The organism is Microbacterium sp. LjRoot45, assembly GCF_964253325.1.
GTDB lineage: Bacteria > Actinomycetota > Actinomycetes > Actinomycetales > Microbacteriaceae > Microbacterium.
The window spans coordinates 469,138-488,190 of the sequence record NZ_CAXUQM020000001.1 but is presented as its reverse complement, the minus strand read 5'-3'; the positions used below and the strand labels follow the sequence as shown (position 1 = coordinate 488,190).

Here is a 19,053-nt window from a genome sequence, read left to right as displayed (position 1 = left end):
GCCTCGGTCGTCAGGTCGACCGATGGCGTCTTCGAGTCCGTCGTTCGTCTTGGCCGCGGAATCGAACTCGGAGACCGTCGCCGTGAGACCGTCCCTCGTTTGGCGGAGTCTTTTCGAGGTCCAGCATGATGTCGACCACGGCTTCCCCCTCCGTACCAGCGTCAGTTGCCGGCGAGTGCCTGGTCGGTGTCCTTGATCGCCTGCTGCATCTTGCGCAGCGACTCACCCATGTCCGAGATGCCCTCGATGGCCTTCTCCAGACCGGTGGTGAGCTCGTTGTACCCCTCACCGAACTTGCCCGACGCGTGCTGCGTCTTGAAGTCATCGCCCAGCAACCGGTCCACATCGCTCTTCAGACGACGAAGAATGTCACCGATCTCCTCACGACCCGAGTCGAGCTTCCCCGACATCGCTTCCATCTCGCCGTACGAAGCCTTGAAATCAGCCATCGATCCATCTCCCACTCTCACGCGCGCCGGACCACCCGGCGCACCCAGGGTAGGAAGCCCGCGGAGGGCCGTCCGGCGGGCAGCGGGGCGCATCCACGTGTCGACGGCGATGGGCCCGCCGAAATCACCGGGATATTGCCGCCGCGGCTGCCCGTCGCGGGTGACTGTCCGTGGCGGATGCCGGATCAGTCGGCGAGCGGGAGCTGCACCGTGACGAAGCGGCCGTTCTCGACGAACAGACCGCGGCCGACGGGGAACTCGTGCCGCTGCACCTTGGGGAACGGCACCTTGAACAGCGACTCGCCGTCGTAGCTCTCCGGACGCAGCGCGATGCCGTGGCGGCCCGCCTTGAGCTCGCCGATGAGGCCGTAGCCGCTCGAGAGCTGCGTGACGTCGCCGTCGGCGATCAGCAGGTGGTCGCTCCGGTTGATCGCCTGGAACAGCTCCTTCAGCGGCCTCTCGGCATCCGTGTCGCCGAACTCGGTCACGTTCTCGACGACGATGACGATCCGGGTGGGGATGGTCTCGTCGGCCACGACGTCCTTCAGCTCCTTCGCGAGCGCCCGCACGTCTTCGATGCCCGACGCGGCTCGGCGCCACGCCCGCGCGTCGCGGAGTGCGGCCCGTCGCCCACCGATGTGGAAGAGCTCGACCTTGGGATCGAACCGCTCCATGGCGGCGACGATCGCGCGCAGCGCCGTGGTCTTCCCCGACTGGGGCGGACCCGCGACGACGAACGTGCCCACGGGCTCGAACCCCTTGGGGCCGAGCGTGTCGTCACCGACACCCAGCACGGGCAGGTCGTCGACGCGGTCGGGAAGATCGGCGGGGGCGAGCTCGGTCGGAAGCGAGCCGATGTTGCGCGCCTCGACCGCTCCCCGCGCACGGAGATCGCGTGCGAACTCCGCGCTCGCGGCGTTCTGCTCCGCGACGTTGGTCGTGCCGCCGATGACGGCCATCTGGGTCTCCAGGCCGTCGACGATGGCGCGGCCGGGTGCGCTCCGCTCGCTCAGGACGTCTTTGGCGACGCCCAGGATGGCGTACGCGCCCTCGTCGGACATGCGCAGCACGACCCGCTTGGTGACGTTCGCGCTCACCGCGGTGGGAACGGCGCCGTAGCGGTCGGCGGTGGCGACCACGTGGATGCCGAGGGGCCTGCCCTCGCCGAGGATCCGCATGAAGATCGCGTAGAAGGGGGCCCGAGCCGAGACGGTCTCCCAGTCCTGCTTGAAGACGCCGAATCCGTCGAGCAGCAGCACGATGCGAGGCTCCTGCAGGTCGCCCGTGATCGTGCGGTACTCGGAGAGGGTGGCGGCTCCCGCTTCGGAGAATCGCTTCGCGCGGTCGTCGAGCATGCCGCGGAGGGTGCGCAACAGGCGCTGCACCCGCTCGACGTCGTCGCCGGAGACGACCGACCCGACGTGCGGCATGACCTCCAGCGAACGCAGCGCGCCGGTGCCGAAGTCGATGCCGTACACGGCGGCGCGGCCGGCCTCGGGGCGCGCGCCCGCGGCGATCCCGATGGAGCGGAGCGCGACCGACTTGCCGGCCCCGCTCGTGCCGTAGACGAGGAGGTGGCCGTCGACGTCGGGGACGAACGTGACCGCCTCCTGGAGCTGGCGCTGCGGGATGTCGGCCAGACCGAGCGGGATGCGGCTGTCGCCTTCGAGGGGAAGGTCGCGCAGGTCGATCGTCGTCGCCAGATCGTCGAGCCAGGGGCGCCGGGGCTGCGGAAGGCCGGCCTCGGCGGTCGCGGCGACGAGGTTCGCCACGAGCCGCTTCTGGTCGTTCGGTCCGAGATCCTCGTCGTGCGTGTCGCTCTCCTTGCGATCGTCATCGTTCTCCCACAGGGTGACCGAGCCGAAGCGCAGCTCCGCGACCCGCACCTGCGCGCGGTCGGGGTCGTCGGTGGTCCAGCCGCCCGCGTAGGCGGACTGGAAAGGCACAAGGCGCCCCGGCCCCGTCTTCGCGATGCCGCGGCCCGGGATCGACGGATCGAACGTGGATGCCACGACATCGCCGACGACGTCGTTCGAGTCCGAGGCATCCGCCATGCGCAGCGCCACGCGCAGGTTGGTGTTCGCGCGCAGGTTGTCCTTGATGACGCCGGCGGGACGCTGCGTGGCCATGATGAGGTGGATGCCGAGCGAGCGACCCCGCTGGGCGATGTCGACGACACCGTCGACGAACTCGGGCACCTCGGTCGCGAGGGCCGCGAACTCGTCGATCACGAGGACGAGCGCGGGCGGGGTGTCGGGGTCCTGTCGCTTCTCCAGCTCGAGGAGGTCTTTGGCCTTCTTGCGGTTGAAGAGGTGCTCGCGGTGGTGCAGCTCGGCCCGCAGGCTCGTGAGCGCCCGGCGCACCAGGTGAGGGCTCAGATCGGTCACGAGCCCGACGCAGTGCGGCAGTTCGACGCAGTCGGCGAAGGCGGAGCCGCCCTTGTAGTCGACGAAGAGGAACGTCACACGGTCGGGACTGTATTCGGCCGCCATGCCGAGCACCCACGCCTGCAGGAACTCGCTCTTGCCGGAACCGGTCGTGCCGCCGACGAGCGCGTGCGGGCCCTGCGTGCGCAGGTCGAGCGACATCGCGTCGGGGCTCCCCTGGCCGATGTACGCCTTCAGCGTGCCCGCCCGCTTCAGGCGCGGCCGCGGCGTGCGGGAACGGTCGATGATCGACGCGTTCTGCCGCCAGCGCTCCAGCACGGCCGAGGTCTCGGCGGCGCGCTCGGTTCCCACGAGCCGCAGCAGCGAGACACTCTGCGGCAGGTCGGAGGAGTCGGGGGCGACGGAGCTGGAGTCCACGACCGGGGCGAGGCGCTTCGCGAAGTGCTCCGCGTACTCCCGGGAGACGCCCTCGACCGTGACGTCGTCGATGCGCTCGCCCGAGCGCACCCAGCCGACCGAGGCATTGTCGAGCCCGTCGGTGACGTCGAGGTAGGTGCGGCAGGCCGCCGGCAGCGACTCGACGGTCGGGGCCACGAAGATCGTGTAGACACCGGCATCCGGTCCGCGCTCGATGAGCTGCGTCAGGCGCGCCCGGTCGACAGGGGCGTCGTTGGTGACGATGAGGACGAGCGCCACGTCGCCGGCCGTCTTGGAGGTCTGGCCCGGCCGTTCGCCGACGTGCTTGCCGGCCTCCATCGACATGTCGGCCACGGCGAGCGGTCCGCGGTGCGACGGCGACCCCGACAGCCGTTCGAGGATCGCCTCCTCCAGGGCGTTCAGCAGCACCGTGCCGGCGGACTGGCTGTCGGCCAGCGCGATCTCCGCGAACGGCGACTGCGGGCTGGTCGTGTGCGGCAGCCACTTCATCCACTCCACGTCGGGCGTCCACGCGGGGTCGACGATCGCCGCGGTGATCACCTCGTTCGGAGCGTGGAGTCCGAACAGCTGCACGCTGAGCCCCCGGAGGACATCGCCCACCGGCTGGCGGGGCCCGGCGAGACCGATCGCGCCGGCGGACGGCAGCAGCTCGATGAGCGGCACGTCCTCGATGCGGGCGAAGCGCTGCCCCACCGCGGTGACCTGATCGGCGTATTGCGCGATGCCACGCTGGTCGTTGACCTCTTTGATCGTGTTCCGGCTGGCGGCCGTGCCCGACCCGAGCCGCAGCGACAGGAAGTTCCAGTGCTCGGGGCGCCGGGTCCACAGGAGCGGTCCGAGGCGCATCGCCTGCTCGTACACCGTCGCCGTCGGCGGCGCCTCTTCGCGGCGTCGCTCCCGTTCGACGATCTCCTCGGCCGCCATGGCGTCTTCGAGCTCGTCGAGCTGCCGCTCGAACGTCTCGATCTCCTGTCGCAGCTTCTTGCCCTGCTGCGTGCGCTGCCCGATGAAGTTCCCGAGCATCATGAGCGGCGCCATGACGATGATCAGGAGCGACGACGATCGTCCGGTGAAGGCGAACATCGCGAAGCCGAGCAGGACGGGCGCGGCGATCATGGGCCACGGGAAGATGCGCGGGTCGGCTTCCGCGGGGATCATCGGATGCCGGTGCTCTTTGCCCGGGTACCGCTTCTCGACGCGCGGCGACCGGTTGAACAGCAGGGTGCCGCCCCGCTCCAGCACGCGGTCGTCGTCGGCGCCGGGAGCCGTTTCGGTCTTCACGAACGTGACGTCGGTCGCGCCGATGGTGATGACCTGCCCCGGGAGCACGCGGACGCGCTGGACGAGCCCGCCGTCGACGAGCAGCCCGTTGGCGGAGTTCAGGTCGATGACCTCGATCTCCTGGTCGATCTCGATGCGCGCGTGCCGCTTCGACACCTGCGGGTCGGACAGCACGACGTGGGCCGGCTCGGTGCGCCCGATGATGGTCGTGCCCCGCGAGAGCGGGACGACCCGGCCCGCCTCCGGCCCGTTGAGGATCTGGAGCACCGCGGCCGTCTCGCCGCCCGCGGCGTACGCTTCGACGGTCGCCGGCACGACCGACGCGTCGAAGCCGGAGCCCACCGGGGCATCGCCCAGCAGCGCGGTCGGATCGAGCTGGACGGGTTCGCCCGCGGGCGGGGCGACGAGGAGCGTCGGGGTCACCGAGGGCGTCAGCCGCGCCGGGTCGACGAGCGACCGCGCGACGTCTTCGACCGTCGCCGTCGCATCGGCCGTGACGATGACGTCGACGGGCGGCGCGGCCTCGCGGCGCAGGGCGAGCTTGATCTTCATGCGCCGAGTCCTCCGTAACGCACCTGGAACATCCGACCGCCGGCCCGGACGACCGTGCCGTGGGCGACCGCGACACGCGTGCCCGCGGGAAGCGGCGAGTCCGTCCCGTCGGCTCCGACGATCGCGGTGCCGTTGCTGGATCCCTGATCGAGCACCCACACCGTGCCGTCTTCGACACCGAACGCGAGGTGGGTCTTCGACAGCAGCAGCTGCGGATCTTCGAGCGTGAGCAGGACGTCGGCGGCGCGGCCCGCAGGGGCCTCCGGCATCCGTCCGATGAGTCCGTACGAGGGGACGATCACCGTCGAACCGTCCTCGAAGACGAGGAACGGGGCGGCCGGGTCGGCGACCGCCGCGACGACCGGAGCCACGACATCGGGCCGTTCGCTCCACGTCTGCCGCGAGACGCCGACGATGCCGGCGCGCGAGCGGCGCTCCTCCAGCACGGGACGATCGGCGACGGGGACGGTCGCCAGCGACGGCAGGTGCTCGGAGATGTCGCGATTGGGCGCCTCCCGCGCCCGGCGCGCACGACGCAGCTGCGACGCGTCGAACGGGTCGATGCCCGCGCGGACGTCGAGCAGCCAGCACCCGGCCGTCTTGTCCAGCACGCTGCGGCCGCGCCGGTCCCACAGGTTCGAGGTCAACACGACGAGCGGACCGATGACGGGCAGGATGCCGGACGCACCGAGCACGAGGGCGCGCAGCACGATGCGCCAGAAGCCGGGCCGCGTGAAGTCGTCGACGCGCACCGAGCGCAGGCGCATCGACGCCTTACCGACCGTCACGCCGCGACGGCCGTGGAGCACGAGCTGCAGGATGCCGAAGACCACCGGCAGCGCCGCCCCGACGATGTATAGGACGAGCGTGGCGACGGGCGCGTCGATCATGTAGCCGATGAGCGCCGGGGATGCCAGCACCGCCAGCACCAGCAGGTCGATCACGAACGCCCACGTGCGCACGCCGGGCGCCGCCGCGACCATGCCGAGCCGCTCGCCGAGGTCGGCGGGGTCGGATGTCGTCGGGGCGGCGTCCACCTGGACGTCGTCGGTCATCGATGCTCCTCGGGGGGGTGGGCGACGGCGTCGCCGGTCGCTCAATCGTGCTGCAGGTGGAATTCTTCGTCGCCGAGGAAGAACCGTTCGCCCGGTTCGAGCTCGGTGCCCGGCTCCACCTCGACCTCCTCGCCCATGAGCGTGCGCACGAGCACGCCGTTGGTCGAGCCGAGGTCGGTGACGAGCCACTTCTCCCCGCGCAGTTCGAGGCGCGCGTGCGTCTTGGAGACGGTGCGCGCATCGTCCTGCACGGCGACGAGCTGCGCCTGCGGGAAGGCGGGGTCTGCGGCGGGGCGGCGACCCAGCACGACGACCTCTCCCGTCAGCGGAACGGCGGGACCGGATGCCGGCACCAGCTGCCACGTGATCTTCTTGCGCCGCACCATGACGGTCTGGTCGACGTCGTCCTCGCTCGGTGCCGCGTGCTGCGGCACCTCGGCGGCTTCCGGAGTGCGCTGCTGGGCCGACACCGACGACCGTGCCGACAGCGGAGCGCCGGCCACGGGCGAACCGACGACCGCCGATACCTCCCCCGACAGCTCGGGGAACTCGTCGCCCCGGTCGGCTCGGGAGGGAAGCGGCGTCTCGATCGGTGCCGTGACCGGCATCCGCGTCACGGGAGCGGGCGGCGCGGGCGTCTCGGGAACGGCCGAGCGCCTGCCCGGCACGAAGGAGATGAGGCCGTCGGGGTCGGCGGAGGCCACGGGCTCCGCCGGGACGGCGTCGGATGCGGAGCTCGGCTCACCGCTCGGCGCGACTGCGGAGGGGTCCGACAGCGGCTCGGGCGACGGCTGCGGCGACGAAGCGCGACGGGCGCCGATCGGTGCGGCGGCGCTCGGCGGGAACGGCGACGGCGAGACGGCCGACACGTCGTCGATCTCGGACGGCCACGACGCGACGTCGGGTTCGTCGTCGCTCACGCGGGACGCGCCGGGCGCCGCGGACGACTGCGGAGCCCACCCACCCGACGTGGGGACGACCGGCTGCGCCGCAAGGGGGTCGCGCGAGGGCGCCCCCGGGAACGGCGCCGCGGAGAACGCGCCCGTCGGCGAGGCGGACGCCGCGGGGATGCCGACCGGCGGGAGCGGCGGCGCCACGGGGTAACCGGCACCGGTCGCGGCCGACGACGCCGCGAAGGAGGCGCTCGTCGACGGGAGGGGCGGGAGCGGGGGCGCCGGCGGAACACCCGGGGGAAGCGGCGCGGCGGGCGCGACCGAGTGCCGCGCGCCCCGCCACGGGGCCGGGCCGAACCCGAGGATGCTCGCCCACACGATGAAGAGGAACGCCGCGACCACCGTCATGCTCGTGCCGTAGCCGAAGCCCGGATTGATGCGGTGCGCGGAGACGATCAGGAGCACGAGCACGGCGAGCTGTCCCACGATCGGCACCAGCAGAAGCAGGATGAGCCACGGGGAGAAGCCACCCCACGCGAGCACCGTGGCCTGATTGAGGAACGGCACCCAGCCCTTCCACGCCTCCTCGCCCATCTTGCGGAACATGGCCGACAGCGCGAGCGCCATCCACACGTACAGGGCGATACCGATCACGAAAGCCAGCAGGCCCACGAGGGGCGCCAGCGAGGTGTCGATCGTCGGACTCATGCCCTCCACCTTAGAGGTCGGGGATGCCGGGCTCGCTTCCGGGATCGAAGGGGGCGTCGAGCGATTTGGTGAGCTCGTCCAGCATCGCCGCGATCTGCGGCTCGACGTACTGACCGACAGCGGCCTGGATGCGCAGGCGGTGGTGCAGCAGGACCGTGCAGACCTCGCGTCCGATCATGTTCGCGTAGTCGTCGGCGAGCCCCACCTCTTGACGCAGCGCCGCTTTGGCCTCGTCCGACAACGGCGGAAGCGCGGGGATGTCCGCGTTCTCCTCGTCGGCGAGACCCGAGATCGTGAAGAGGAACGGCGCACCGGGAACGGGATCGGGGTCGAGCGGAAGTCCCTCGAACTCGGGCGCGAGGCCCTCGGTGGGCCGGTAGCTGCGTGCGCGGTTGCGCGCGGCCTGCTGATCCAGTTCCGCCTGCAGCATCGGCAGATTGCGCGACGTGTACTCGGCGACCGCGTGGTCGACGATCGTCTTGATCCGCGTGGACAGGCCGTGCTGCACCCCGTGAGGCACGTCGGCCCCGAGACCCGCCGCCGACAGCACGGGCGAACCGAAGCAGCGGCGACACGGAGCGACCCGCCCGCGGTGGGTGGCCGGCTCCCAGCGCGGCAACCACTTCAGCCAGGCGTCGACCGCCTGGCTGACCTGGGTCTCGATCGACCGCTCCACGGGCACCATTGTCCCCTGTTCCCGGCCGCTGGCGTGGGATTTCCCCCGTTCCGCGCGCGGCGCACGCCCTCGGAGGCCTCACTGAGCGTCGTCGTCGTCCTCCCACGGCCACCGCGGCGGCGACGCGCGCGTGCGCACGAGAGCGACCGCGACCCAGGCGCATACGGCGGCGGATGCCGCGAGCATCACGGCGAACGGACTCCCGACGAAGCCGCCGACGGCCGCCGTGGCACGTCCGGCATCCGTGCCCGTCGCCAGCGCCCCCGCCCACAGTCCCGCGAGATAGGCCAGGAAGACCGCCGCGACGACGGCCACGACGGAGACGAACGACGGACGCGGCACTCGCACCGACAGCCACGTCAGCCCGGCGAACGCGGCGGTGGCTGCAGCGAACGCGGCGGCACCCGGCACGGCGCCGAGGCCCGGGATGCCGATCACCTCGGTGTCGGTGAGCAGACTGACGATCCCGAAGCCGGCGATCAGCAGGGCGACGAACCCGGCGGCGGTGAGCGCGAGGGCCAGAGCCGGCCGCACGGGAGATCCCGAGCCTGCCGGGGACCCGCCCCGCTCCGTCATCGCCGCCCCGGGCTCACAGGCGGTGGAGCTGCGGGCCCGCCTCGAGAGTGCGCTCGTACTCGCGCTGCGCCTCGGTGTTGAGCTCGGTCACCCGGGCACCACGCGCGGCGACCCATGCGCCGAACCAGATCGTGATCTCGCGGCCCAGGATGAACGCGACGATCGCGAGCGGGGCGAGCAGCTGATCCTCGACGATGTCCGCGCCCTGGCTCGCCGTCAGCGTCCAGAACGGCGCCTGGAAGAGCTGACCGAGGATGTGTCCGCCGTACGAGACGGCGCCGACGAGGAGGCCGAGGATGACCCACCGGCCCCACCGGCCGCGGTTGATGATCGCACCCAGCAGCCAGAAGCCGAGGAAGAAGACGACCACGGGCACCCAGAACCACCACGAGGTGACCGCGGCGGTCAGCTCCTGCGCGACGTTGCCGGCCGTCACATCGCCCGCAGCGGCTCCGAAGCCCAGCGCGGCAGCCAGGTACAGCACGGCGAAGACGAGCGCGGCGAGCAGACCGATCGCACCGGCCGCACCGCGGTTGCCGCGGGCACGCGGCGCCTCCGGCGCCTGGACGAAGATGGGCTGCGGAGCGGGCTCGGCGGCAGGGGCCACGGCAGCGGGAGCGACGGCGGCAGGAGCGACGACCGTCTCGGCCGGGGCGGCGACAGGCTCGCTTGGGCTGATCACCGCGGTCTCGTCGGCGGCGGTCGCACCCGCCGGCGCCGTGGCGACCGCGGGCTCCTCGCGAACGGTCTCCGGCGCGGGGCCGGCGGCCTCGATGTACGACAGGTCGTGGTGGGCTTCGGCGGCCTCTTCGGGAGTCACAGCGTCACGGGAGGCTGCTTCGGCCTCGGCGAGCCCTTCGTTGGCGCGGCCGACGACGTCGTCCACGTGGGTCGGCTCTTCGGCGGGCGTCGTCTGCTCCGCGGGCTGGCCGTTGCGGGGATCGCTCATGTCCGGTGTGCTCCTCACGCGGAGGCGCGCGCCACCGCTCGACAGTGAGCGTAACCCGCGGCATCCATGACGACGCGAAGGCGTGCCGACGTGTCTGCCAGGCGACTGTCGGCTCCGATGCGTAGGGTGTCGGAATGCTCCGTCTCACCACGACGACACCGACCCCGTCCGTCCGCCACCCGCGGGGCGCGCGTGCGGCCGTCCTGGGCGGTCTCGTGGCGATGGCGGCCCTCGCCGTCACGGCGTGCACGGCGGCGCCCGCGCCCGCGCCATCCGCGTCGTCGCCCGCACCGACGCCCGAGGCGTCGAGCACGCCGACCGGGCCGGTACTCGCCGACTTCCCCTTCGGTCCGTCCACCTCGACGACGCCGCTCCCCGACGACTGCCGCGCGATCCTCACCGACAGCGTGCTCGCCGAACTCGACGGGGTGCCGCTCAACGCGCCCGGCATGGGCGGCGGCATCCGCCCCGACAGCAGCCGCGTCTGCGCGTGGGGGGAGCCCGGGGCCGCCGCCACGTGGCTCGTGACGGTCATCGGCTTCTCGCCCTACCGCGAAGCGACCGATGCGTTGTTCGCCCTCGGCAACGACGGGTACACGTGCTACGAGCCCGACGGCGGCATCCGCTGCGAACGCACGTGGGAGCACGACACACTCCCGGTCACGCAGGGCCGCACGCTGTACTACCGCGACGGGATCATCGTCGACACGCAGTACTCGAACCTCGCCCCCGCGGGATACACGAGCGCGATCATCGCCGCTCTGTGGTCGCGCTGACGCTCAGTCGGTCCACACCCGCTCGGCCACGCGCGCCGCATAGTTGGCGGGATGCCAGTCGTGCTGCACGGTGGACAGCCACACGCCCCCGCCGGTCTCGATCGTCTCCCGCGTGCCGTCGTCCTCGCGCGTGCAGCGCGTGCGGGCATCGACCGTCTCGCACGTGAAGCCGAGCGACGGCAGCGCGGTCGTGGCAATCGCCCCGGCATCCTTCGGCACATCGGCGAGTGTCGTCGAGATCGACCCGTCCGCCGACGTCCAGTCGCACGTGAACCGCACCGACGGCGAGAGCGCGTCGAGCAGGCCGGAGGCCGACGACGCAGGCGCATCGGTCGAGGGCGTGAGGACCGAATCCGGAGTCCACACGAGCGAGGTCCACAGGGCGTTCGCGTACAGATCGCGGCACTCGCTCGGGTCGCCGTCCGCCGCGTCTCCGGCCTCACCTGCCTCGCCGGCCGCCGGGTCGGAGGTCGGCGGATTCAGCTGGTCGCCGACGAACTGCGCCGCGCCGGGAAGCAGCGGCGCCGCCGTCCAGGCGAGGACGCCGATCACGCCCGCGCAGACGAGACCGACGATCCACGCCAGGGACGTGTTCCTTCCGCCGACTCGAGCCATGGCTCCACGGTACGTCGCGGCATCCGATCGGTCTTCGCGCCCCGCCGCGCGGCGGCCAGGACACGCACCGGAAACGGCGGAAGCCCCGCAGGACGTGTGTCCTGCGGGGCTTCCGTCACGGGTGACGCGTCACTCAGCTATGTTCGCGACTTCGTCGCTCGACAACCTCAATCGGCTCGGTCGAACGAGCGAGCTCGTTCTCCGCTCGCCTCAATCAGTTGTAAGTACCGGGAGTGAAGTCGTCGGTCGAGAAGCTGTCGAAATCGACGTAGCTCAGGTCGGCGTCGCTGTAGGCGCCGTCCGAGGCGAAGATGCGGTTCGGGTACCGCTCGCTCTTGGCCTCCTCCGTCGCCTCGACAGCGACATTGCGGTACTTCGCAAGGCCGGTGCCGGCGGGGATGAGCTTTCCGATGATGACGTTCTCCTTGAGGCCGACGAGCGGGTCGCTCTTGCCCTCCATGGCGGCCTGCGTGAGCACGCGGGTCGTCTCCTGGAACGATGCGGCCGACAGCCACGACTCCGTCGCGAGCGACGCCTTCGTGATACCCATCAGCTCCGGGCGGCCCGACGCGGGGCGCTTGCCCTCGGCCACGGCCTCACGGTTCATCTGCTGGTAGCGCTTGAAGTCGACGAGCTCACCCGGAAGCAGGTTGGTCTCGCCGTGGTCGACCACGGTAACCTTCCGCAGCATCTGGCGCACGATGACCTCGATGTGCTTGTCGTGGATCGGCACACCCTGCGAGCGGTACACGCCCTGCACGCCGCCGACGAGGTACTTCTGCACCTCGCGGGCACCCTGCACGCGCATGACCTCCTTGGGGTCGAGCGTTCCGACGAGGATCGGCTGACCGACCGTGACGCGCTGACCGTCCTCGACCAGAAGCGTCGCGCGCTTCAGGACCGGGTAGACGTGCGGCTCGTCGCCGTTGTCGGGCGTCAGGATGACCTTCTTGGCCTTGTCGGTCTCGTCGATCTTCACGACACCGTCGGCCTCGGCGATCGGGGACGCACCCTTCGGGGTACGGGCCTCGAACAGCTCCTGGACACGCGGCAGACCCTGGGTGATGTCGTCGGCGGAGGCCGAACCACCCGTGTGGAAGGTACGCATCGTCAGCTGCGTGCCGGGCTCACCGATCGACTGGGCCGCGATGATACCGACGGCCTCACCGATGTCGACGAGCTTGCCGGTGGCCAGCGAACGGCCGTAGCACTTCGCGCAGACGCCGACGGCCGAGTCACAGGTGAGCACCGAGCGCACCTTGATGGTCTCGATGCCGCCCTCGACGAGCTTGTCGATGAGCACGTCGCCCACGTCGTCGCCGGCCTCGGCCAGCACGGCACCCTTGGCGTCGACCACGTCGGCGGCGAGGGTACGGGCGAACACCGAGTTCTCGACGTTGGCGTCACGCACGAGCGTGCCGTCGGTGCCGGGAGCGGCGATCGTGAACTCGAGGCCCTTGGAGGTGCCGCAGTCGTCCTCGCGGATGATGACATCCTGCGACACGTCGACGAGACGACGCGTGAGGTAACCCGAGTCGGCCGTACGGAGGGCCGTGTCGGCCAGACCCTTACGGGCACCGTGCGTCGCGATGAAGTACTCCGCCACCGACAGACCCTCGCGGTACGAGGAGATGATCGGACGGGGGATGATCTCACCCTTGGGGTTGTTCACCAGGCCTCGCATACCCGCGATGTTGCGGATCTGCAGCCAGTTACCACGCGCTCCCGAGCTCACCATGCGGTTGATGGTGTTCTCGGCCGGGAAGTTGTCGCGCATCGCCTTCTGGACGGCGTCGGTCGCCTCGGTCCAGATCTTGATGAGCTCCTGACGACGCTCGGCGTCGGTCGTGAGACCCTTCTCGAACTGCGCCTGGACCTTCGCGGCCTGCTTCTCGTAGCCCGCGACGATCTCGCCCTTGTTCGGCGGCGTCAGGATGTCCGACAGGGCCACGGTGACACCCGAGCGGGTAGCCCAGTGGAAGCCGGCGTCCTTGATGCGGTCGAGCGAAGCGGCGACCTCGACCTTCGGGTACTCCTCGGCCAGCTTGTTGACGATCTGCGACAGCTTGCCCTTGTCGGCCTGGCTCCGCACGAACGGGTAGCCCTTGGGGAGCGTGTCGTTGAAGATCGCCTGTCCGAGCGAGGCGTCGACCAGACCGTGGCGCTCGTAGCCCTCGGGCGCTTCGCCCTCGAGGAACGTCAGGCCGGGGATGCGGATGCGGACCTTGGCCTGCAGGTCGAGGGTGCCCTCGTCCTTGGCCAGGATCGCCTCGCCCACCGAGCCGAACACGCGACCCTCGCCGGCGGCACCCTCGATGACCGTGGTCAGGTGGTGCAGACCGATAATCATGTCCTGCGAAGGCAGGGTGACCGGACGGCCGTCGGACGGCTTGAGGATGTTGTTCGACGCGAGCATGAGCACGCGGGCCTCGGCCTGGGCCTCGACCGACAGCGGCAGGTGGACGGCCATCTGGTCACCGTCGAAGTCGGCGTTGAACGCCGCGCAGACGAGCGGGTGCAGCTGGATCGCCTTGCCCTCGACGAGCTGAGGCTCGAACGCCTGGATGCCGAGACGGTGCAGCGTGGGCGCACGGTTCAGCAGCACGGGGCGCTCGCGGATGATCTCCTCGAGCACGTCCCACACCTCGGGACGCGTGCGCTCCACGGCGCGCTTGGCGGCCTTGATGTTCTGCGAGTGACCCAGGTCGATGAGGCGCTTGATCACGAACGGCTTGAACAGCTCGAGAGCCATCTGCTTGGGCAGACCGCACTGGTGGAGCTTGAGCTGCGGGCCGACGATGATGACCGAACGACCCGAGTAGTCGACGCGCTTGCCGAGCAGGTTCTGACGGAAACGTCCCTGCTTGCCCTTAAGCATGTCGGACAGCGACTTGAGCGCACGGTTGCCGGTACCGGTGACGGGGCGACCGCGGCGACCGTTGTCGAACAGCGCGTCGACGGCCTCCTGCAGCATCCGCTTCTCGTTGTTGACGATGATCTCGGGCGCGCCGAGGTCGATCAGGCGACGGAGACGGTTGTTGCGGTTGATCACGCGGCGGTACAGGTCGTTCAGGTCGGAGGTCGCGAAGCGGCCACCGTCGAGCTGCACCATCGGGCGCAGCTCCGGCGGGATCACCGGGACGACGTCGAGCACCATCGCGGCCGGCGACATGCCGGTCGAGAGGAACGAGTTGACGACCTTGAGGCGCTTGATCGCGCGGATCTTGCGCTGGCCCTTGCCCTCGGAGATCTGCAGGTGCAGGCTCTCCGCCTCGGCGGCCAGATCGAAGGCCTGCAGGCGACGCTGGATCGACTCCGCGCCCATGTAGGCCTCGAAGTACTGACCGAAGCGGTCCTGGAGCTCGTGGAAGACGTCGTCCTCCTGCTTGAGCTGACCCACCTCGAGCGTGCGGAACTCCTCCCACATGCGCTCGAGCTTGGCGATCTGCTCGTCCGAGCTCTTGCGGATGCCGGCCATGTCCTTCTCGGCGGCGTCCTTGACCTTCTTCTTCTGGTCGGCCTTGGCGCCTTCCTCCTCGAGCGCGGCGAGCTCCTCCTCCAGCTTGGCCAGACGCGCGGCCACACGGGCATCGCGGCGGTCGCCGAGGTTCTTGATCTCGAGGCGCAGGTTGGACTCGTGCGTCGGGAGGTCGCGATGACGCGCGTCCTCGTCGACCGAGATCACCATGTAGGCGGCGAAGTAGATGACCTTCTCGAGGTCCTTCGGCGCCATGTCGAGCAGGTAGCCCAGGCGCGAGGGCACGCCCTTGAAGTACCAGATGTGGGTGACGGGTGCGGCGAGCTCGATGTGGCCCATGCGCTCACGACGAACGGAGGACTTGGTGACCTCCACGCCGCAGCGCTCGCAGACGATGCCCTTGAAGCGGACGCGCTTGTACTTGCCGCAGGCGCACTCCCAGTCGCGGGAAGGTCCGAAGATCTGCTCTCCGAAGAGACCGTCCTTCTCCGGCTTCAGCGTGCGGTAGTTGATGGTTTCGGGCTTCTTGACCTCGCCGTAGGACCACCGACGGATGTCGTCGGCGGTGGCCAGGCCAATACGAAGCTGGTCGAAGGTGTGTGACTCGAGCACTGATTCTCCTGTGTCGGAATTCTGTTCGTTGCCTGGCCGGGTCAGATCTCGTCGATCGACGAGGACTCGAAACGGCTGGAGATGTTGATGCCGAGCTCTTCGGCGGCGCGGAAGGCCTCGTCATCGGTGTCGCGGAGGTTGACCTCCGTGCCGTCGGCCGAGAGGACCTCGACGTTCAGGCACAGCGACTGCATCTCCTTCATGAGCACCTTGAAGGACTCGGGGATGCCGGGCTCCTGGATGTTCTCGCCCTTGACGATCGCCTCGTAGACCTTGACGCGGCCGACGATGTCGTCGGACTTGATCGTCAGGAGCTCCTGCAGCGCGTACGCGGCACCGTAGGCCTCGAGGGCCCACACCTCCATCTCACCGAAGCGCTGACCGCCGAACTGCGCCTTACCACCGAGCGGCTGCTGGGTGATCATCGAGTACGGGCCGGTCGAGCGGGCGTGGATCTTGTCGTCGACGAGGTGGTGCAGCTTCAGGATGTACATGTAGCCGACCGAGATGGGAGCCGGGAACGGCTCGCCCGAGCGACCGTCGAACAGCTGGGTCTTGCCCGAGCTGCCGATGAGACGCTGGCCGTCGCGGTTGAGGTTCGTCGAGTCGAGCAGACCGGCGATCTCCGCCTCGTGGGCACCGTCGAACACAGGCGTGGCGACCTTGGTGCCGGCAGGGGCCTCGAAGGCCTCCTTCGGCAGGTGCGCGGCCCACTCCGGGGTGCCCTCGACCTTCCAGCCCTGCATGGCGATCCAGCCGAGGTGCAGTTCCAGCACCTGGCCGAAGTTCATGCGGCCAGGGATGCCGAGCGGGTTCAGGACCACGTCGACCGGCGTGCCGTCGGCGAGGAACGGCATGTCCTCGACGGGCAGGATCTTCGCGATGACGCCCTTGTTGCCGTGGCGGCCGGCGAGCTTGTCACCCTCGGTGATCTTGCGCTTCTGGGCAATGTAGACCACGACGCGGCGGTTGACGCCCGAGCCGAGCTCGTCATCGCCGTCCTCGGCGTTGAACTCCTTGACGGCGATGATCGTGCCCTGCTCACCGTGGGGAACCTTGAGCGACGTGTCGCGCACCTCGCGGCTCTTCTCGTTGAAGATCGCACGGAGCAGGCGCTCCTCGGCGCTGAGCTCGGTCTCGCCCTTGGGCGTGACCTTGCCGACGAGGATGTCACCGGGACGGACCTCGGCGCCGATGCGGACGATGCCGCGCTCGTCGAGGTCCTTCAGCAGGTCGGGGCTGACGTTGGGGAGGTCACGGGTGATCTCCTCCTTGCCGAGCTTCGTGTCACGCGCGTCGACCTCGTACTCCTCGATGTGGATCGAGGAGAGCGTGTCGTTCTTGACGAGGTCCTGGCTGAGGATGATCGCGTCTTCGAAGTTGTGACCCTCCCACGTCATGAACGCGACGAGGAGGTTCTTGCCGAGCGCGAGCTCGCCGTTCTCCGTCGCCGGGCCGTCGGCGATGACCTCGCCGACCTCGACGCGGTCGCCGGCCGAGACCACGACGCGCTGGTTGTAGCTCGTGCCCTGGTTGGAGCGGTCGAACTTGCGCAGGAAGTAGTCCTGCGTGCCGCCCTCGTCGAGCTGCACGGTCACGACGTCGGCCGAGACCTCGGCGACGACACCGGCCTTCTGCGCGGTGAGCACGTCACCGGCGTCGACGGCTGCGTAGCCCTCCATACCGGTGCCGACGACGGGCGAGTCGCTGCGCAGCAGCGGCACGGCCTGACGCTGCATGTTCGCACCCATGAGGGCGCGGTTCGCGTCGTCGTGCTCGAGGAAGGGGATGAGCGAGGTCGCCACCGACACCATCTGGCGCGGCGAGACGTCCATGTAGCCGATCTCCTCGGCGTGGAAGAGGTCGACCTCGCCACCCTGGCCGCGACGGGCGAGGACGCGGTCGTTGGCGAACGATCCGTCGGCCTTCAGCTCGACACCGGCCTGCGCGACGATGTAGTCGCTCTCCTGCGAGGCGGTCAGGTAGTCGATCTCGTTGGTGACCTTGCCGTCGACGACGCGACGGTAGGGCGTCTCGATGAAGCCGAACGCGTTGATGCGCGCGAACGACGCGAGCGAGCCGATCAGACCGATGTTCGGGCCTTCCGGCGTCTCGATCGGGCACATGCGGCCGTAGTGCGACGGGTGGACGTCACGGACCTCGACGCCGGCACGCTCGCGCGACAGACCACCGGGACCCAGCGCCGACAGGCGACGCTTGTGGGTCAGACCCGCGAGCGGGTTGTTCTGGTCCATGAACTGCGAGAGCTGCGACGTTCCGAAGAACTCCTTGATCGCGGCGACGACGGGGCGCACGTTGATCAGGGTCTGCGGCGTGATGGCCTCGATGTCCTGCGTGGTCATGCGCTCGCGGACGACGCGCTCCATGCGGGACAGACCCGTGCGGACCTGGTTCTGGATGAGCTCGCCGACGGCGCGGATGCGACGGTTGCCGAAGTTGTCGATGTCGTCGACGTCGAGACGGATCTCGGCCGGCTTGCCGTCGCGGATGCCCGGGAGCGTCGCGTCGCCGCGGTGCAGGGCCACGAGGTACTTGATCGTCGCGACGATGTCGGCGACGGTGAGCACCGAGTCGGTGGGCGCGGCGTCGAGACCGAGCTTCTGGTTGATCTTGTAGCGACCCACCTTCGCCAGGTCGTAGCGCTTCGGGTTGAAGTAGAAGTTGTCCAGGAGCGCGCGGGCGGCCTCGGCGGCGACCTGCTCGCCCGGACGGAGCTTGCGGTAGATGTCGCGGAGCGCGTCCTCCTTGGTGAGGATCGTGTCCTTGCTGAGGGTGTCCTCGATCGACTCGTAGCCGGCGAACTCGTTGAGGATGTCCTCGCTGGACAGGCCCAGCGCCTTGAGGAAGACGGTGACGGACTGCTTGCGCTTACGGTCGATGCGCACGCCGACCTGGTCACGCTTGTCGATCTCGAACTCGAGCCACGCACCGCGGCTCGGGATGACGCGCGCCGAGACGATGTCCTTGTCGCTCGTCTTGTCGGGCGTCTTGTCGAAGTAGACACCGGGCGAACGCACGAGCTGCGACACGACGACACGCTCGGTGCCGTTGATGATGAAGGTGCCCTTGCCGGTCTGGAGCGGGAAGTCGCCCATGAAGACCGTCTGGGTCTTGATCTCACCCGTGAGGTGGTTCATGAACTCGGCCTCGACGTACAGCGGGGCGGCGTACGTCTTGCCGCGCTCCTTGCACTCCTCGATCGAGTACTTCTCGGGCTCGAGGTACGGGTTCGTGAACGAGAGCTGCATCGTCTCGCCGAGGTCCTCGATCGGCGAGATCTCCTCGAAGATCTCCTCGAGACCGCTCGTGCTGGGGACGTCGGTGCGGCCGGCGGCCTGAGCGTCGGCGACGCGGGCCTTCCATGCCTCGTTACCGACGAGCCAGTCGAACGACTCCGTCTGCAGCGCGAGAAGGTCGGGGACCGTCAGCGTGTCGGAGATCTTGGCGAACGAGAGGCGGGATGCTCCGCGACCGTTCTTCGTGGTGGTGGTGGAATTGGTTGCGTTGCGCGCAGCAGCCAAGGGGATTACCTCCGTGAGCCCGGGTAGGGCGGGTTTTCCTTGTCGTCAGGTGAAACGCATCCCGTT

The 19,053-nt window shown here is 69.7% G+C and carries 11 protein-coding genes; 1 reads left to right on the top strand and 10 read right to left on the bottom strand.

Annotated elements, in window-relative coordinates; all coding sequences use genetic code 11:
- Positions 1-161 precede the first annotated feature (161 nt).
- The 7 genes from ACSQ18_RS02095 to ACSQ18_RS02065 form a co-directional block, all read right to left on the bottom strand.
- On the bottom strand, positions 162-449 hold the full coding sequence (locus tag ACSQ18_RS02095) for a WXG100 family type VII secretion target (RefSeq protein WP_144807092.1): 288 nt from the start codon (positions 447-449) through the stop codon (positions 162-164).
- A 185-nt stretch (positions 450-634) separates the two neighbouring features.
- Entirely contained in the window at positions 635-5,107 is a 4,473-nt protein-coding gene (locus ACSQ18_RS02090; RefSeq protein WP_436035396.1) for an FtsK/SpoIIIE domain-containing protein, read from the bottom strand.
- Positions 5,104-6,162 (bottom strand): RDD family protein, encoded by a 1,059-nt coding sequence (locus ACSQ18_RS02085; RefSeq protein ID WP_436035395.1) that lies wholly within the window; start codon positions 6,160-6,162, stop codon positions 5,104-5,106. The genes ACSQ18_RS02090 and ACSQ18_RS02085 overlap by 4 nt, the downstream gene beginning before the upstream one ends.
- Positions 6,163-6,203: 41 nt before the next feature.
- Positions 6,204-7,763 (bottom strand): DUF5684 domain-containing protein, encoded by a 1,560-nt coding sequence (locus ACSQ18_RS02080; protein ID WP_436035394.1) that lies wholly within the window; start codon positions 7,761-7,763, stop codon positions 6,204-6,206.
- A gap of 10 nt (positions 7,764-7,773) precedes the next feature.
- Positions 7,774-8,439, bottom strand: coding sequence for a spermidine/putrescine ABC transporter substrate-binding protein (locus ACSQ18_RS02075; RefSeq protein WP_144807088.1), 666 nt, complete (start codon positions 8,437-8,439; stop codon positions 7,774-7,776).
- A gap of 78 nt (positions 8,440-8,517) precedes the next feature.
- Positions 8,518-8,973, bottom strand: a complete 456-nt coding sequence (locus ACSQ18_RS02070) for a hypothetical protein (RefSeq protein ID WP_436035393.1) — start codon at positions 8,971-8,973, stop codon at positions 8,518-8,520.
- 55 nt (positions 8,974-9,028) lie between these two features.
- Positions 9,029-9,964 carry an ABC transporter gene (locus ACSQ18_RS02065; RefSeq protein ID WP_436035392.1) on the bottom strand — a complete coding sequence of 312 codons (936 nt, stop codon included), beginning with the start codon at positions 9,962-9,964 and terminating at the stop codon, positions 9,029-9,031.
- A gap of 134 nt (positions 9,965-10,098) precedes the next feature.
- Here ACSQ18_RS02065 and ACSQ18_RS02060 point away from each other — a divergent pair, with 134 nt between their 5' ends.
- Positions 10,099-10,740 (top strand): hypothetical protein, encoded by a 642-nt coding sequence (locus ACSQ18_RS02060; protein ID WP_436035391.1) that lies wholly within the window; start codon positions 10,099-10,101, stop codon positions 10,738-10,740.
- A 3-nt stretch (positions 10,741-10,743) separates the two neighbouring features.
- On the opposite strand, the gene ACSQ18_RS02055 is transcribed toward ACSQ18_RS02060, so the two are convergent.
- The 3 genes from ACSQ18_RS02055 to rpoB form a co-directional block, all read right to left on the bottom strand.
- Complete coding sequence (locus ACSQ18_RS02055) at positions 10,744-11,355, bottom strand: hypothetical protein (RefSeq protein WP_436035390.1); 612 nt, start codon at positions 11,353-11,355, stop codon at positions 10,744-10,746.
- Between the two features lie 214 nt (positions 11,356-11,569).
- Entirely contained in the window at positions 11,570-15,445 is a 3,876-nt protein-coding gene (rpoC, locus tag ACSQ18_RS02050; RefSeq protein WP_144807084.1) for a DNA-directed RNA polymerase subunit beta', read from the bottom strand.
- A gap of 41 nt (positions 15,446-15,486) precedes the next feature.
- Positions 15,487-18,987 carry a DNA-directed RNA polymerase subunit beta gene (gene rpoB / locus ACSQ18_RS02045; RefSeq protein WP_436035389.1) on the bottom strand — a complete coding sequence of 1,167 codons (3,501 nt, stop codon included), beginning with the start codon at positions 18,985-18,987 and terminating at the stop codon, positions 15,487-15,489.
- Positions 18,988-19,053 lie beyond the last annotated feature (66 nt).

Coding starts and splice junctions, on each gene's coding strand:
- ACSQ18_RS02095 (WP_144807092.1), bottom strand. CDS start 449: ATGGCTGATTTCAAGGCTTCGTACGGCGAGATGGAAGCGATGTCGGGG.
- ACSQ18_RS02090 (WP_436035396.1), bottom strand. CDS start 5,107: ATGAAGATCAAGCTCGCCCTGCGCCGCGAGGCCGCGCCGCCCGTCGAC.
- ACSQ18_RS02085 (WP_436035395.1), bottom strand. CDS start 6,162: ATGACCGACGACGTCCAGGTGGACGCCGCCCCGACGACATCCGACCCC.
- ACSQ18_RS02080 (WP_436035394.1), bottom strand. CDS start 7,763: ATGAGTCCGACGATCGACACCTCGCTGGCGCCCCTCGTGGGCCTGCTG.
- ACSQ18_RS02065 (WP_436035392.1), bottom strand. CDS start 9,964: ATGAGCGATCCCCGCAACGGCCAGCCCGCGGAGCAGACGACGCCCGCC.
- ACSQ18_RS02060 (WP_436035391.1), top strand. CDS start 10,099: ATGCTCCGTCTCACCACGACGACACCGACCCCGTCCGTCCGCCACCCG.
- ACSQ18_RS02055 (WP_436035390.1), bottom strand. CDS start 11,355: ATGGCTCGAGTCGGCGGAAGGAACACGTCCCTGGCGTGGATCGTCGGT.